This is a genomic window from Bacillus cereus, from assembly GCF_002577405.1.
GTDB classification, from domain to species: domain Bacteria; phylum Bacillota; class Bacilli; order Bacillales; family Bacillaceae_G; genus Bacillus_A; species Bacillus_A cereus_AU.
In genome coordinates this window covers 118,542-134,155 of sequence record NZ_NULR01000023.1, presented here as the reverse complement: position 1 = coordinate 134,155, position 15,614 = coordinate 118,542, and the positions used below count along the sequence as shown (strand labels likewise).

Here is a 15,614-nt window from a genome sequence, read left to right as displayed (position 1 = left end):
CTAGTGAATTTAACAAATATGAGCCCTTTTCCATACTAAGCAACGATACGTACGAACTTTCACCTAGGAAAACAGGAACATATTATATAGTATTGACCGGTTACGGTATCGAAGGAAAAATAAAAACAAACTGGAAAATAAAATAAAAAAGGCAGTGCTTTTGCACTGCCTTCCTAAATTATGACATAGAATGGATTCCATATTAACTTGCGTTTTGTAAGAAGACTCGTTTTAGCTGTTTGCGGAAACGAACACTTAGCGTGATCGCTACAATAACAATAACCCCAAAAATAATTTTACCGATATGATCTTCTAGCACTCCAAAGATATCCTGTAAGTTTCCACCTAACCAGTAACCACCGATTAAGAAGAATGATACCCAAAATAGAGCACCTGAGTAAATTGTAATTGCAAAACGACGGAATGGTAAATTAATGATCCCAGCAAAGTATCCTGTAAAATGGCGTACACCAGGAATAAAGAAACCGATAAAGATCAGGAAGTACCCATACTTATCAAACCACATTCTTGTTAAGTCGATTTTTCTTTGTGTTAAAAATACGTATTTCCCATATCTTTGAATAAAAGGCATACCTAATTTATTGCCTAAAAAGTATTGAATCGTCATTCCTACACTTGTCCCAATAAAGGATAGGATAATTAAAATCGGTAAGCTTAAATCACCCTTCTGTGCTAAAAATCCCGCATATGCTAATGTTGGCTCTCCCGGAAACGGAAGGGCAATATATTCTAACAGCAAACCAACAAGTACAACATAGTACCCGTACTGCTGAAATAATTCATGAACCCATTCCATGTCATCTCTCCTTTCAATCACGTACAACTTCTTACTATTATTGTATAAAAAAATTGTCGAAATAACTATCACAATAGCTTACATTTTTATTACATTTTTGTAAGGATCACACTACAGTTTTTGTTCTTTATATACTTATTCCCATTATCACTTTATAAACGAGCTAACCACTATATCTCATACAGAATGGAGCCATTAATATACATTTTTTATCCAGTTTTTAACACTCCGAAATCCCCTTATTTTGTTCTCTATAAAAAACCATGACAAACTCATACTAACTTCATATTAGCTTCATATATGTATTGTAAGATTATATCGGAATTTGTTGAAAAATTTAACTAATATATGACTAAACACTAAGTTGAATAAATATAAGTCGCTTTTCGAAATTGAAAAAAGGGTGAATAAGAAATGGAAGCATACAAAATGCACGATTTCATTAATACAAATGTTGAATCTCATCAAAATGAAACCGCTTTTAATTTACACATATGTGAAACAAATGAATTTGACGTTAATTTAACAAAGTCTACAACACTGTCTTTTATCGTTTCAAAAAAGAATATTAAGATTGTCACAAGAAAATGGATTAATTCAAATCAAGAAAGCATGATTGGCAAAAGCTACATTATTCCTACGAAAGCTTTTCACTATTTCTTACCAATCATTTCTGAAACTGAAGATGAAGTAAATATTCAAGTTCAAAGTTTTGGACTACATGGTGAGCTTTTACTAAATGAAAGATTACTTATTGATAAAAACAACAAACACAATGCAAAGATTACTACCTTCTTTGAAACATTAGATGAGAATATAAATCAAGCATTACGAGGATTGCAAATTCATTGTATGTAATACTACTACAATAATAAAAGGAGAATATAATGAAAAAATTACTATTAAGTGTTTTATTATCAGTAGTTTTATTATCAGTCCCACATACCTCTGCTGAGGCATCATCAACGAACAGTCAGCTTATTGTGGATACAAACACAAAAAAAATGGACTTTTATCAAAATGGAAAGTTTGTAAAAAGTTTTACTGTTGCGACTGGAAAAGCTGCAACCCCAACTCCAAAAGGAACTTTTAAGATTGTAAATAAAATTAAAAATCGTCCCTACTATACAGGAAAGATTAAAGGTGGAGATCCACGTAATCCACTTGGTGATCGTTGGCTTGGATTAAATATGGCAGGTACTTACGGAACTACCTATGCGATTCATGGAACTAACAATAATCAAGCAATTGGAAAGGCGACAACACTTGGCTGTATTCGCATGTATAACAATGATGTCCGTTGGTTATTTGAGCGTATTCCAGAACAAGCTACTGTCACTGTAAAATAACCTAAGAACAAGATTTACGTGTAGCCAAGAATTTTATATCTTGGCTTATTTTATTTATTCATTTACAGTAGCAAAACAACTGTATTTACATATATAATGAAAATAGAGTGTGTCAAACAACATTAAAACATTTATAAACATGGATATTAAAATTATACAGTTATAATATTTTATAAATTTTACAATACGTACTATAATAGAACTACTGTAATTCTGAAATATTCAGTTTCGCTAAACAATTCCCCTTGCTACTTTCATGATTATTTTATAGCGGGGGCTTATTATATGTATAAACAATCTGAGTTAGCACGAAAAATGATGAATTCGAATATTGCAGTAAAAAGCGTTATTTAGGAGGTGTTACTATGACGCATATACTGGTGATTGAAGACAACCCAGATATACAAGAACTTATTCGTGAATTTCTAATGGCACAAAACTTTACCGTTGATGTCGTTGGCGCTGGAACAGAAGGTATTCTTCTTTTCCAAAAAAATTCATACGATCTCGTCCTCCTTGATGTGATGTTACCAGATATAGATGGATATAGTATTTGTAAAATTATGCGAGGACAGTCTGACGTACCAATCATTATGTTAACAGGCTTACATAATAAAGAAAGTGAAATTAAAGGATTTGAGTTAGGTATTGATGATTATATTACGAAACCTTTCCATTACACCGTATTTATAAAACGTGTAGAAGCTGTATTAAGAAGGGCAGCAACGAAGGAAGCAGAAACTGCAACTATACTACAATTCCATGAATTGATGTTAAATTCTACAGCATATGCAGCTTATGTTCATGGTAATCAAATTGAATTGACAACAAAAGAATTTGAAATTATATATACTCTACTGCAAAATCGCGGAAAAGTATTATCAAGAAGTGATTTGTTGAATAAGGTATGGGGCTATGAACATTATGGTGATGTAAGAGTTATAGATACACATATTAAAAACTTACGAAAAAAATTAGGAATTCCTTATATTAAAACGGTGAAAGGCATTGGCTACAAAATCGAATCGTAGTAAAGACAACATCACCAAAAATATTTTCATCAAAACCTTATTATTTTGTATTCTTTTATCACTTTGTCTTTATCAAATTATTTATTTTCTAGCTTCAAACTACGATAAAGAACGTTTTGCAAAAGAAAATGGAACGCAGACTACAGAACATGCGGATTCAGACAAACAAAACGATGAAAGTAAGATGAATCAAAATAAAGCTGTGGCAGAGGGTAACATTTTTAATTTTCAGCCTTCTAGTATAGACTACAAAACACTCTCTACAGCTATCAATCACCTTTTGCAGCCTAGCCAAACTGCAAAAGCAAAAGAACATGCCCAAAATATTTCGGGGGAAAATAGCACAGCAACTACACTTCCAGAAGCTGAAAAGCAAGTCGCTAATAACGATGCTTTACATAAACAAAATGCAGCAAGTAAAACAAATGATACACATGATAATCCAAGTTTAGCAGATGTACTGCAACAGTTAGCTCCACGTATTGGTGCGACAATGCTTGCAATATCTCTGCTCGGATCTTTAATTTATGCAAAACTAATTGCCAAACCTTTTCAATATATGAGCGATGCTTTAAAAGATATTATGAATCTTGATTTCTCAGATAAAAAAGCACTTAACAAAAATACAGATCCAACAGATTTTAATTTGCAAGTAGCTGCTTTACAAGTCCCACATATTGTGAAGAATTTACATGAAAGCAATCAAGATTTAAGAAATGAGCTCAAGAAGGGACAACAGTTAGAACAATCCCGTAAAGAATTTATGTCTATGGTATCCCATGAATTAAAAACGCCGATTGCGGCTGTTATGGGACAACTTGATGGCATGATTCACGGAATCGGTGCTTATAAAGATAGAGATAAATATTTAAAACGTTCCTATGAGATGATGCAAGACATTAACATTTTAACGGAAAAGATGTCAGAATTATCCAAAATACAAAACCCTCAATTTAAACCGAATTTAGAAGTCATTTCGTTATCTAATATCATTGAGGATGTTATGAAAAAAGTAGATTACTTTGTATCTGTAAAGCAATTAAATGTTCAATCGAACATTAAACAAGATGTACAAATTTTAGCTGATCCTAAATTTATTCAAACTGCTATTTTTAACATTATTTCAAATGCAATTCATTACACAATTGACCATCAGCATGTATATATAAAGCTTTATGAAAAACCAAACGGTTATGCATTAGAAGTATTAAATACAGGTTCACAAATCGATGAGGATAAACTTGCCCATTTATTTGAGCCATTCTATCGCGCAAATCCTGGCAAACATGGCTTAGTACAAGGCAGTGGTCTTGGGTTATATATTGTAAAACAAATATTAGATAAACATCAGTTTCCTTATGGGATACAAAACACACCTCAAGGTGTAAAATGCTCCATTGTATTCCCAAAAGCAATGTAAAAACCAACTCTAATTTCATACCCCAAATTCATACTTCGTATGAATGGCGGAATTTTGTAGAGTATCTTACTCTGTTTCGTTCGCCCGTTGTCCTTTTTGGATAGCGGGCGTTTTTTATTATTTATAAGGAGGATCTTCATGGAGAAGTTTAAGTATTCATTACTCGTTTTATTCGGCGCTTGTAGCTACGGCGTACTTTCAACTATTTTCAAACTCGGGTTCATTGACGGATTTTCAGCACATCAACTATTAGGAGGACAATATGTCTTCGGATGGATTGGACTACTTCTGCTCGTTCTTTTCTTTTCACGTCATAAAGTAACAAAAAAACAATTCTTTTCCTTACTAACAGTCGGAACAACGATGAGTATGACTGGGATTTTCTACGCTATTTCTGTAGAAGAGCTACCAGCATCTATCGCTGTCGTCCTACTCTTCCAGTTCACTTGGATTGGTGTAGTAATCGAAGCAATTGCAAATCGAACATTTCCAAGCCGCGAGAAAGTTATATCTATCATTATTTTATTTACTGGTACGCTGTTTGCAGGTGGTGTCTTTGAAGGTCTTGGACAAAGTTTTTCCACGAAAGGGATTATCTTTGGACTATTAGCCGCTGTCTCTTTTTCATTCTATGTTTTTGCAAGTGGGCGCGTCGCTACAGATGTTCCACCTTACACGAAAAGCTTTCTCATGACAACAAGCGCTACTCTTATCGTATGCCTATTCTTCCCGCCAACCTTTTTAACGGATGGTACCTTACAAGCTGGATTATGGAAATATGCTTTCTTCCTCGGATTATTCGGCGTTGTTGTACCTGTCATTTGTTTTTCAATCGGTGTACCGAAAGTCGGAATAGGATTTGGCACTATTTTAGGTGCAGCTGAATTACCAACTGCTATTATCGCTTCTATTACACTTGTAAATGAAGTCGTAACATTCATGCAGTGGATTGGGATTATTTTTATATTGATTGGGATTTTCACTCCTCAGCTGCTTACTGCTAGGAAAGGAAAGAAAAGTAATCGCGTGCATAGTGCATAACAAAAGACCTTTCATTTACTTGAAAGGTCTTTTTCTATACCTCACCTTACCGCTCCATGCAGCTTCTCTACCTCACGCTCAATTTGTTTTACATCGATTCGTTCAAATAATGGCTGCACGCTATCAATTCTACTCGGCAACGTATTTTGAGGTCCCCAAGTTTGCTGAACGATCGACAGTGTAGTCCTAACTCTTTCACTTGAAAATGGTAAAAATGGTTCAAGGAGATTTGCAAAATTAGCGATAAGATAAACACAATTAAAAATCGTTTCTTCACATGAAATTGGATCATCTTCTCTTTGTTTCCACGGCTGCTTTTCATCAAAATATTTATTTGCAAAACGTACTGCCTCAAATATTGTCTCTAACGCCACTTTAAATTTAGTTTGCTCAATCGCCTCTCCTACATTTTTATATAATCCTTCTATTTTATCTTTCAGCTCTATATCAATAGTTCCCTTCGGCACCGTACCATCATAATATTTTTCAATAAACTTTAATGTGCGGTTCACGAAGTTTCCATATGCACCTAACAATTCACTATTATGACTGTAAATAAATTCACGCCATGAAAAGTCAGTGTCACGATTTTCTGGTGCATTAACTGTTAAAAAATAACGAATAGAATCTGGATCATAGCGTTCTAATATGTCAGGTACCCATACGGCCCAGTTTTTACTTGTCGATAACTTTCTTTTTTCTACCGTCAAATATTCATTCGAAACGATATGGCGCGGGATTGCTTCCTCTCCTATTCCAAGTAGTACCGCTGGCCAGATGATAGAGTGAAATGGAATATTATCCTTCCCATGTACATAATATGTTTTTGCATCTCTATCCCAAAACTCTCGATCATCTTTTCCTGTTTCTTCAGCCCAATATTTACTCGCTGAATAATACCCTGTCACCGCTTCAATCCATACGTAAACTTTCTTATCTTCGTATCCCGCTACCGGAATTGGAACCCCGATTGGTAAATCTCGTGACACTGCCCTATCTTGTAATCCTTCTTTTACATATCTTTCTGTTAGCTGAATTGCATTGTCACGCCATGTTCCTTTTTGCTTTGCGCTTTCTACAGACTCTTTAATTTGATGCTGAAATGTATGCAATGCGAAATAGAAATGTTCTGTTTCCTGTACTGATGGCGTACTACCACATAACTTACATTTCTTTTCTAACAAATCGAGCGGATCTAAAATAGCAGAACAAGCATCGCATTGGTCTCCTCTTGCTGCTTCATGACAATGAGGACAAATTCCTTCTACGTAACGATCTGGTAAAAACTGCGTACACGTTTCGCAATATGCTTGTTCCACTGTTTTTTTATAAATATGGCCTTCCTCTAATAAACGTAAAAAAACTTTTTGAACTGTTTTATGATGGTGCTCACTATCGGTACGTGTATAGCAATCATACGTAAAACCGAGATTCTGAAAACATCGCTGGAATTCTTCATGATACTTATTAGCAATTTCTTTCGCCGTTACACCTTCTTGTTTTGCCCGAATTGCAATCGGTGTTCCATTACAATCACTTCCCGAAACATACAATACACTCTCACCTTTTGCCCTGTAATAGCGTGCTAAAATATCTCCGGGTAACAAACTAGCAATATGTCCAAGGTGTAACGAACCATTTGCATATGGCCAAGCGCCTCCAATAAAAATACTCATCTTACATTCCTCCTTTACAATATAAAAAGCCCCGCCCCTATCTTAAAAAAGATAAGGGCGGGGCTGTATAAACAGTCGCGGTACCACCTTATTTCGCCAATCACTCACATAATTAGCCTTAACAAGTACGGAGCTCTATGCTCTTATACTGTGGTTTTGATAACGAGTACCAACTCTCGTCGCCGCCTACTATTATCATTTGATAAGTTCAGGACGAAGCTCAAAGGCCATTGTTCAAATGAATATTCTTGCTTCTTCTCAGCTACCGAAGCTCTCTGGAAAGAATGTTTTCATCCTACTTTTCCTTTTCAACGCTTTTACGTATAACACGTATTTTACGACTAAATAACAGAAAAATCAAATTATATTTCAAAAAAACAGGAAATTCCCTCCACCCGCCGAATACCTATACGTTCACGAAAGGAGTGATACTATTGAATCAAAAACAACTAAGCGCTATGAATGAAAAGAGCTGGAATGCAGCTGCTTATGAAGCTTGGACAAATCGCCACGGTGCGCCAGCCGATTATGCGAAAAAGCTCATGGAAGATCCCGTGCGCGAAGTAGATCACTATTTACCTTACATACAATCTCCAAAAGAAAAGCGTATTATTAATTTACTCGGGTCAAAAGGCAATAAAGCCGTTGCTCTCGCCCTTTTAGGAGCTGACGTAACGGTTGTTGATATTTCAGCAAGTAATGCGAAATATGCAAATGAACTTGCAGAAGCCGCCGATGTCTCTATCCAGTACATCGTCTCTGACGTATTAGATGTAAAACTCTCCGAATCATTTGATATCGTATTACTAGAACTTGGTGTACTCCATTATTTTTTAGATTTAAAACCGCTCTTTACAAAAATCTATCAATTACTAAAAACGGACGGAACACTTATCCTTCGCGATTATCATCCAATGTATACAAAACTGCTAGGAGTAGACCACCCATCATTTCAAGCAAGTGGAAATTATTTCGATGAAGAATTAATTGAAGATGATGTTGCTTACAGCATTCTTCTTACAGAAGCGCAGAAAGAATCGTTACCGAAAACAACCATCCGTCGCTGGACGCTAGGAGAAATTATTACAACACTTGCGGAAGAACATTTTAAAATTGAAAAACTAGTTGAAGAACACGGTTCTCATCAAAAGTGGGTCTTCCCTTCTACTGCACCAGAAGGAATTGAAGAACGAATACCCGGTCTATATACATTAATTGCGACAGCATGCAAAAAAGGATCCCTTCACGGATAGGATCCTTTTTGCATGCTCACGCATATAAGTTGAGGTTGGAGATTACCATAATTCTGTAGAATAGGACACAAGATATTTCAACATTTTGTCTCTGACTTACGTCGTCAAAAAGGGGTATGACCAACATAACGAAGAGTAATGTTTCGGTTGATATTGATAATCGTTATCAACTAATTAGAAGTATACATGATGTTATTTCAAATTACAATAGCCTTTCTAATATTTATTTATGAATTTTTAGATATACAAATGTATACATTTTAAGAACATTTATTAATATCAATTCCCCTCCTTCCATTACCTGCTATAATTTTCATTGGACTGATTAATAACTTCATAATAATATTTTTATTAATTTTGTTATTAATATTCTTAAATCATAATAAATAGTTTTAAAAAGGTAGGGGTAACGATGAAATATGTTAGTATTCGAAAAAAACTACTCTTCACACTCTTAAGCATTTGTTGCTTATTTAGCATTGCTCTTATTGTTATTCTTTCATTCGCGATGAATCAAGCAAGTGAAGTCGAAACGTTAAAAAATGATGTATCAAAAAGAGCAACGATTTTAAAAGAACGTGGAGACTGGTTCCAGGCACAAGTTGCTGGTTTACAAGAATATTTACTATCACATGATCAAAAAGGATTGGATAAATTCAACCGAGAGGGAAAGAAATTAGCTGATACAAGAGAACAAGTAACGAGTGATAAAAAACTCCCTGAAGGAATGAAAGAAGCCATTTTAATGGGAGCGAAATGGCGAAGTGTCATAGATAATGAGGTCCTTCCTCTTACTCGCGAAGGTAAATGGGACGAAGCATCTAAAATTGCTCTAGCTCAAACAGATTATGTAAATGATATTTTAAGTCGTTTTAATAAATATGCAAATGAAGAAAATGATAAACGTGATGCATTAATTGCTGACGTCGAGTCTTCTTCATCCCTTATTCAATATATTATTTTCTTCTCACTCATTACATGTACACTAACATCTATTTTATTAGCATGGTGGTTCTCTGGTAAACTCGTTAAACCAATTCGACAAATTGATGAGAAATTAAAAGAATTAGCTTCTCAAGATGGCGATTTAACCGCTAGATTACATGTAACGAGTAAAGATGAAATTGGTGACATTGCAAATTCCTTTAATCAAATGCTTGCTAACTTACAGCTCATCATAAAGCAAGTCCAACAAACATCAACAAGTGTAAAAGAAGCTTCCCAAAACGTATTTATCGAAACAACTGCTTCTATGGAAAATACCGCAAAAACAAAAGAGACTATGAATGCTCTTGAGCACAATATTCGTTCACAAGTTTCAAGTATTGAAGAAAGTTCAACTGCAATGGATGATATGGCAACGAGTGTTCAGCGTATTGCAGAATCTGCCTCCTCTGTTGCTAGTTTAGCTGTTACAACTTCAGAAAAAGCTGATGATGGGAATAAAGTTATTGAGAAATCTATCACACAAATGCATGCAATTAATGAAGCTGTTAACGCTACATCGCAAGTGGTAGAGCGACTCATTACACATACGAATCATATTGATACTGCGCTTCAATCCATTTCCAACATTGCAGAACAAACGAATTTACTCGCTTTAAATGCTTCGATTGAAGCAGCTCGTGCTGGTGAACACGGAAAAGGATTCGCTGTTGTTGCCGATGAAGTAAGAAAACTTGCTGAACAATCTCAGCTAGCAGCAACTGACATTAACCATTTACTTCATCACATTCAAGCCGACACAAAAATAGCAAATGAAATGATGACACAAGGTCAATCAGAAACTTCTGAAGGAATTACAGTCATTCGCACTGCTGGATCTTCATTTTCAGAAATTGTTAACCACATCAACAAAGTCTCTACACAAATGCAAGAGATGTCTGCAACTGCTGAAGAGATGGCCGCAAGTTCTGAAGAAATGAATGCAGCTTTAAATAACATCGCTTCTATTTCAAATGAAGTTGCTGCTGAAACATCACAAACAGCACATTCAGCTGGTGATCAAGTAAACAAAATGAGTGTCGTTGCTAAAAAATCAGCTGAAATGAAAACGACTGTACAAGAACTTGAAGTTCTCGTTTCTCATTTCAAAACGAACGGATAAATATAAGAAGGAGAGATTTTTTCAATCTCTCTTTTTTACTTTAAAATATATCTTTCTCTCTCCCATTCTGTCTGCTATAATTCCTAAAGGAAAGAAGAAAGCTTTATTCCAACTGGAGTAAAGCTTTCTTTCAATTTTTTACATTAATTAATCCTAATACTAAGATTTCACAAAGGAGGCTTTTTATCATATGAATTTTATTAGCATTCGAAAAAAACTAATGTTCATGATGGGAACGATTTGTGCTTTATTTGGCATCGCCTTAGCATTCATTTTATACTTCGCTATCGATCAATCACATAAAGCTGAAGCACTACAAACAGATATTTCTCCTCTTGCAACAGACTTAAAAGAGCGCGGAGACGCTTATCAAGTACAACTATCTGCTTTAAGAGGTTATTTACTACAACATGATCAGGTCGAATTGGACAAGTTTAATGAGATGAGTAAAGGTCTTGAGGATTCAAAAGATAAGCTTCTTTCTAATCCAAATATTTCTCAGTCCGTGAAAAACACAATGGAATTAGGATCCACTTGGAGAAAATTTATTGAAGAAAAAGTTTTCCCTCTTGCAAAAGAACAAAAGTGGGAAGAGGCTTTGCAAGTTGCTTCTACAGAAAATGGCACTGTCTATAAAGTAATTGGTGATTTCACAAATTACAGTAATGAACAAGCTAAGTTACGTGATCAATCCATCGAAAAAATCGATCAATCTTCACTACAAATTGAATATGTTGTCTTCCTATCACTTGTTATTTGTATTGTCGTTGCAATTATTCTTGCATGGTGGTTCTCTGGTAGACTTGTAAAACCAATTCAGCAGATTGACATTAAGCTAAAAGAATTAGCCTCTCAAGAAGGTGACTTAACAGCTCGTCTACAAGTAAATAGCAATGATGAAATCGGTGCGATTGCATTATCATTTAATAAAATGCTAGAAAACTTGCAACATATCATTAATCGTGTTCAAAAAACCTCTGTGGAAGTACAAAACGCTTCTGAAATTATGCTAGAAAAGACTAATACATCACTTGAGGAGACAATAAAAATTCAAAGTTCGATGTCCAACTTAAATGCAAGTATTCAATCTCAAACTTCTAGTATGGAAGAAAGTTCAACTGCAATGGACGATATGACAGTAAGCGTTCAACGCATTGCTGAATCTGCTTCATCTGTAGCCGAACTTGCTGTCGCTACATATGAACATGCTAACGAAGGAAGTACAGTTATCCAGAAATCCGTTTCACAAATGACAACGATACACGAAGCCGTAAATGCTACATCAGATGTGGTCGAACGTCTAATCACTCACACAAAATATATCGATACAGCTGTACAATCCATTTCTAATATCGCTGAGCAAACAAATTTACTCGCTTTAAATGCTTCTATTGAAGCGGCTCGTGCTGGTGAGCAAGGAAAAGGATTTGCCGTCGTAGCTGATGAAGTTCGTAAACTTGCCGAACAATCTAAAACAGCTGCAACAGATATTAACAACTTACTACATCACATTCAAAATGATACAGAAACTGCTAGCTCTATGATGTCTCAAGGTCGTTCCGAAGCATTTGAAGGCATTAATGTCATTCGTGAAGCTGGTGCTTCCTTCACAACAATTGTTGAGCAAGTAAATAAAGTATCTACTCAAATGCAAGATATATCAGCAACTGCTGAAGAGATGGCTGCAAGCGCTGAAGAAATGAATGCTTCACTTAATAATATTGCTTCTATTTCTACTGAAGTATCTAGTGAAACTGCCTCAACAGCGCAATCTACTGTTCAAAAAGTTATTGTTATGAATGAAATGACAGAAACCGCAAAACAAATGAAACAAACAGTTAAAGAATTAGATCAACTCGTATCTCATTTTAAAACGGAATAAATGTTCAAAAAAATATCCCTCTTCTGAAGAGGGATATTTTTTTGAGCTCATTTCCTGCACATTATATACATTTCCGTTATAATGAGAATCGATATCATTATTATGTAGGAGGTGCTATTTATGTCACAAGAAGCATTTGAAAATAAATTATTCGCCAATTTAGAAGCTGTTATTGACCCTGAACTAGGTGTTGATATTGTTAACCTTGGATTAGTGTATGATGTTACAGCTGATGAAAATAATAATGCTGTCATTACGATGACAATGACTTCTATCGGTTGTCCAATGGCTGGTCAAATCATAGCAGACGTTAAAAAAGTATTATCAACAAACGTACCTGAAGTAAACGAAATAGAAGTTAATGTCGTTTGGAATCCGCCGTGGTCGAAAGAACGCATGTCACGTATGGCGAAAATCGCATTAGGTATTCGCGACTAAATAAAGTGAAACTTTAATCAGTCGGGCGTTTACGGGATAAAGAAAAGACCTGACAGCCTAGTCAGGTCTTTTTCTCTTATTATTTTACGCCTACTGCATCATAAGCTTTCGTTACAGCTTGGTAAGCTGTAGAATTTTTGCCATATAAGTCCTCTGCTGATTGAAGTGCTGCTTGACGCATCATTTTAAAGTCAGAGTTTGCAGTTAAATATTTTGTAAGAGCACGGTAGTAAATTTTCTCTGTTGCTTCACGGCCCACTCCAGTTACTTTCACATTGTAATGCGTGCCGCCCTCTGATACTAAATATGCAGCTTTATTGTTAATACTACTGTTAATATGAACGCCGCCATTATCAGCTGTTCCAGTATAACGTTTATTGTAATGATCTGGGTAACCTTCACCTGGTTTTAATGGGTTTGGAATAGATGCTGGATCTTTCAGAGAACGAAGTGCATCACCAGGTTTGCCAGGTGTATAAATGTCCGCACCTAAATCCCAGCTCTTCTTCTCAACCATGACACCCATAATATCAGATAACGATTCATTTAACGCACCTGATTCATTTTTATAAACAAGGTTTGCTGTATGTTCAGTTACAGCATGTGTTAATTCATGACCGATAACATCTAGACCAGCTGATAATGGAATAAATGTTTTACCATCGCCATCACCATACATCATTTGTATACCGTTCCAAGCCGCATTATTCCAAGCCGTACCTACGTGAACAGTAGAAATAAGTTTTGCACCTTTATCATCGAAGGAATTACGATTAAATGTCTTTTTATAGTAATCGTATACTTTTCCTGCATTTACATGTGCATCAACTGCCGCTTTATCTTCGAAGAACTTAGATTTACTTTCAACTTCTTCTCCTGTATATCCAAGCCATTGTGAGAATAAATTAAACCAGTTTTCATCCATATTCTCTGCATCAAATGTATGGACACCTTGTCCTCGTTTACCATCAAATAAGTTGAATGCTCCTGTCTTCTCATCTTGAGCAATTTCAAATGATTGTCTAGCGCCTAATACTCCATAACCAAATCCTGTAAGGTTATCTACAGCGTTATATTTCTCAATCACATTTCCATTTGTTGCATCAACAAAGTAATGCCAATAGCCTGGAGCTGGTTTTGAAATCGATGCCTTAACGAGGTATGCAAGATAATAATTCCCATCTTTTTCATACACAAATAAATCTTTTTTCACACCATCATAATTCTTTACTTGACCAATTTCTTTCTCTATATCAGCCTTTGCAATCGTTTCTGCTTGCTCCGCACTAATACTTGCAAAGGTAGGAATATTTTTATCCTCTAAATTCGGAATAACTTGTCCGAAGAATGCTTTTACATTATTCTCTTTATCTAGCGTAACAGTTTGGTCTGAACCATACACAGGAATATTATTATGTTTCTCAACTAACTTCACATGTGTCGTACCAGATTCAGCATCTTTTTCTTCCCCAACGATATTGAAGTGCTTGTCAATGTTTCCTGCTAATTTAAACATATCCTTCTTACTCTCTAAATATTGAAAGACCGTCTCTTTTTTATCTAGTCCTTCCGGTGCTTTCCATTCTTCACCTATGTATGCAGGTGTTTTAAATTCTTGATGATATTGAATTTTTTGTTCTTCCGCTTTCGTTGTCGTTGCTCCAAATGTTCCAAATCCCCCGGCGATAACAGTTAACGCTAATGCTGATGAAATGACTTGCTTTTTCACTATAACATTCCCCATTCCCATAAAGATTTTTGACACTTTTATACAATTCTTGTTTTTCCAGTTAATACCTCTCTCTGAAATTTGAGAAAGTGTTTTCTGATAATTCCAATCAAAAAAAGAGGTCTCCCTATCGGGGGCCTCTTTTCCATAAACGTTTTATTGTTTTTTCAATTCAATTGCTAAATAGTGTGATTGCTCTTTCGCTTGAATATGAATATCTTCTTCTACTGCTTCTGCCGCATCACGCATAACAAGTGTTTCACCATTTATTACACTACTTCCTTCAATTTGCACAAGATACAATTGACGGCCTTCTTTCACAGGAAAATGAATTTCTTTTCCAGCTTCTAATGATAAAGAGTATATATTCGCATCTTGGTGAATTTGAATTGGTGCATCTCCTTCTAATGGCGATACCATGTGAAACCATTCATTTTCACGCTTGCTCCAATCAAATTTAAACTCACCATAGTTTGGTTTATGATCCGCACGATCTGGTAGAATCCAAATTTGTAATAAACGTAGTGTTTCATTTCCTAAATTATGCTCACTATGAAATACACCTGTACCAGCACTCATATATTGAACATGTCCACGCTCAATTGTTCCGCGGTTTCCCATGCTATCTTCATGTGTTAAAGCACCATCTACAACGTAAGAAATAATCTCCATATCACGGTGCGGATGCATATCAAAACCAGTTTGCACCGCTACTAGATCATCATTAATAACACGTAATGCTCCAAAGTTCATGTTATTTTGATTATAGTAATTAGCAAAGGAAAAATGAAAATGTGTATTTAACCAACCGTGATTTGCTCTGCCCATATTTTTATGATCAATTTTTCTAAACATATCCTTCACCTCATAT

13 protein-coding genes and 1 other annotated feature are annotated in these 15,614 nt (G+C 35.3%); of the genes, 9 read left to right on the top strand and 4 right to left on the bottom strand.

Annotation, left to right across the window (positions count from 1 at the left end):
- Window positions 1-202: 202 nt before the first annotated feature.
- A complete protein-coding gene (locus COC96_RS24200; RefSeq protein WP_097904220.1) occupies window positions 203-817 on the bottom strand; it encodes a DedA family protein in 615 nt (204 codons plus the stop codon).
- 414 nt (window positions 818-1,231) lie between these two features.
- Between COC96_RS24200 and COC96_RS24195 the strand changes: the two genes are divergently transcribed.
- The 5 genes from COC96_RS24195 (at window position 1,232) to COC96_RS24175 (ending at window position 5,658) form a co-directional block, all read left to right on the top strand.
- Complete coding sequence (locus tag COC96_RS24195; protein ID WP_098268333.1) at window positions 1,232-1,675, top strand: DUF3978 family protein; 444 nt, start codon at window positions 1,232-1,234, stop codon at window positions 1,673-1,675.
- 29 nt (window positions 1,676-1,704) lie between these two features.
- On the top strand, window positions 1,705-2,166 hold the full coding sequence (locus tag COC96_RS24190; RefSeq protein ID WP_098268332.1) for a L,D-transpeptidase: 462 nt from the start codon (window positions 1,705-1,707) through the stop codon (window positions 2,164-2,166).
- A 365-nt stretch (window positions 2,167-2,531) separates the two neighbouring features.
- Entirely contained in the window at window positions 2,532-3,197 is a 666-nt protein-coding gene (locus COC96_RS24185; protein ID WP_098268331.1) for a response regulator transcription factor, read from the top strand.
- A complete protein-coding gene (locus COC96_RS24180) occupies window positions 3,175-4,617 on the top strand; it encodes a sensor histidine kinase (protein WP_098268330.1) in 1,443 nt (480 codons plus the stop codon). Before COC96_RS24185 ends, COC96_RS24180 begins: the two co-directional genes overlap by 23 nt.
- A gap of 138 nt (window positions 4,618-4,755) precedes the next feature.
- Window positions 4,756-5,658 carry an EamA family transporter gene (locus COC96_RS24175; RefSeq protein WP_098268329.1) on the top strand — a complete coding sequence of 301 codons (903 nt, stop codon included), beginning with the start codon at window positions 4,756-4,758 and terminating at the stop codon, window positions 5,656-5,658.
- Between the two features lie 41 nt (window positions 5,659-5,699).
- Here the strand turns inward: COC96_RS24175 and metG are convergent, their stop codons facing one another.
- Window positions 5,700-7,334 (bottom strand): methionine--tRNA ligase, encoded by a 1,635-nt coding sequence (metG, locus tag COC96_RS24170; protein ID WP_098769547.1) that lies wholly within the window; start codon window positions 7,332-7,334, stop codon window positions 5,700-5,702.
- A gap of 50 nt (window positions 7,335-7,384) precedes the next feature.
- Window positions 7,385-7,655 (bottom strand) — a binding site (T-box leader).
- Between the two features lie 113 nt (window positions 7,656-7,768).
- Here metG and COC96_RS24165 point away from each other — a divergent pair.
- From COC96_RS24165 to COC96_RS24150, 4 genes are all read left to right on the top strand, one after another.
- Window positions 7,769-8,587: a class I SAM-dependent methyltransferase gene (locus COC96_RS24165; protein WP_098769545.1), complete on the top strand. Its 819-nt coding sequence runs from the start codon at window positions 7,769-7,771 to the stop codon at window positions 8,585-8,587.
- 412 nt (window positions 8,588-8,999) lie between these two features.
- Entirely contained in the window at window positions 9,000-10,694 is a 1,695-nt protein-coding gene (locus tag COC96_RS24160) for a methyl-accepting chemotaxis protein (RefSeq protein ID WP_098769543.1), read from the top strand.
- A gap of 190 nt (window positions 10,695-10,884) precedes the next feature.
- The gene (locus tag COC96_RS24155; RefSeq protein WP_098268325.1) at window positions 10,885-12,576 is read left to right on the top strand and encodes a methyl-accepting chemotaxis protein; all 1,692 of its coding nucleotides are present in this window, start codon (window positions 10,885-10,887) and stop codon (window positions 12,574-12,576) included.
- Window positions 12,577-12,696: 120 nt separating this feature from the next.
- Window positions 12,697-13,014 (top strand): metal-sulfur cluster assembly factor, encoded by a 318-nt coding sequence (locus tag COC96_RS24150; RefSeq protein WP_097904211.1) that lies wholly within the window; start codon window positions 12,697-12,699, stop codon window positions 13,012-13,014.
- Window positions 13,015-13,093: 79 nt separating this feature from the next.
- Here COC96_RS24150 and nprB read toward each other — a convergent pair whose 3' ends face one another.
- Window positions 13,094-14,743, bottom strand: a complete 1,650-nt coding sequence (gene nprB / locus COC96_RS24145) for a neutral protease NprB (protein WP_141535967.1) — start codon at window positions 14,741-14,743, stop codon at window positions 13,094-13,096.
- Window positions 14,744-14,899: 156 nt separating this feature from the next.
- On the bottom strand, window positions 14,900-15,598 hold the full coding sequence (locus COC96_RS24140) for a pirin family protein (protein WP_098769541.1): 699 nt from the start codon (window positions 15,596-15,598) through the stop codon (window positions 14,900-14,902).
- Window positions 15,599-15,614 lie beyond the last annotated feature (16 nt).

Bases quoted from the DNA above. Each gene is read 5' to 3' on its own strand.
- COC96_RS24195 (WP_098268333.1), top strand. From the start codon at position 1,232: ATGGAAGCATACAAAATGCACGATTTCATTAATACAAATGTTGAATCT.
- COC96_RS24160 (WP_098769543.1), top strand. From the start codon at position 9,000: ATGAAATATGTTAGTATTCGAAAAAAACTACTCTTCACACTCTTAAGC.
- COC96_RS24150 (WP_097904211.1), top strand. From the start codon at position 12,697: ATGTCACAAGAAGCATTTGAAAATAAATTATTCGCCAATTTAGAAGCT.
- COC96_RS24140 (WP_098769541.1), bottom strand. From the start codon at position 15,598: ATGTTTAGAAAAATTGATCATAAAAATATGGGCAGAGCAAATCACGGT.
- COC96_RS24185 (WP_098268331.1), top strand. From the start codon at position 2,532: ATGACGCATATACTGGTGATTGAAGACAACCCAGATATACAAGAACTT.
- COC96_RS24155 (WP_098268325.1), top strand. From the start codon at position 10,885: ATGAATTTTATTAGCATTCGAAAAAAACTAATGTTCATGATGGGAACG.
- COC96_RS24175 (WP_098268329.1), top strand. From the start codon at position 4,756: ATGGAGAAGTTTAAGTATTCATTACTCGTTTTATTCGGCGCTTGTAGC.
- metG (WP_098769547.1), bottom strand. From the start codon at position 7,334: ATGAGTATTTTTATTGGAGGCGCTTGGCCATATGCAAATGGTTCGTTA.
- COC96_RS24190 (WP_098268332.1), top strand. From the start codon at position 1,705: ATGAAAAAATTACTATTAAGTGTTTTATTATCAGTAGTTTTATTATCA.
- COC96_RS24200 (WP_097904220.1), bottom strand. From the start codon at position 817: ATGGAATGGGTTCATGAATTATTTCAGCAGTACGGGTACTATGTTGTA.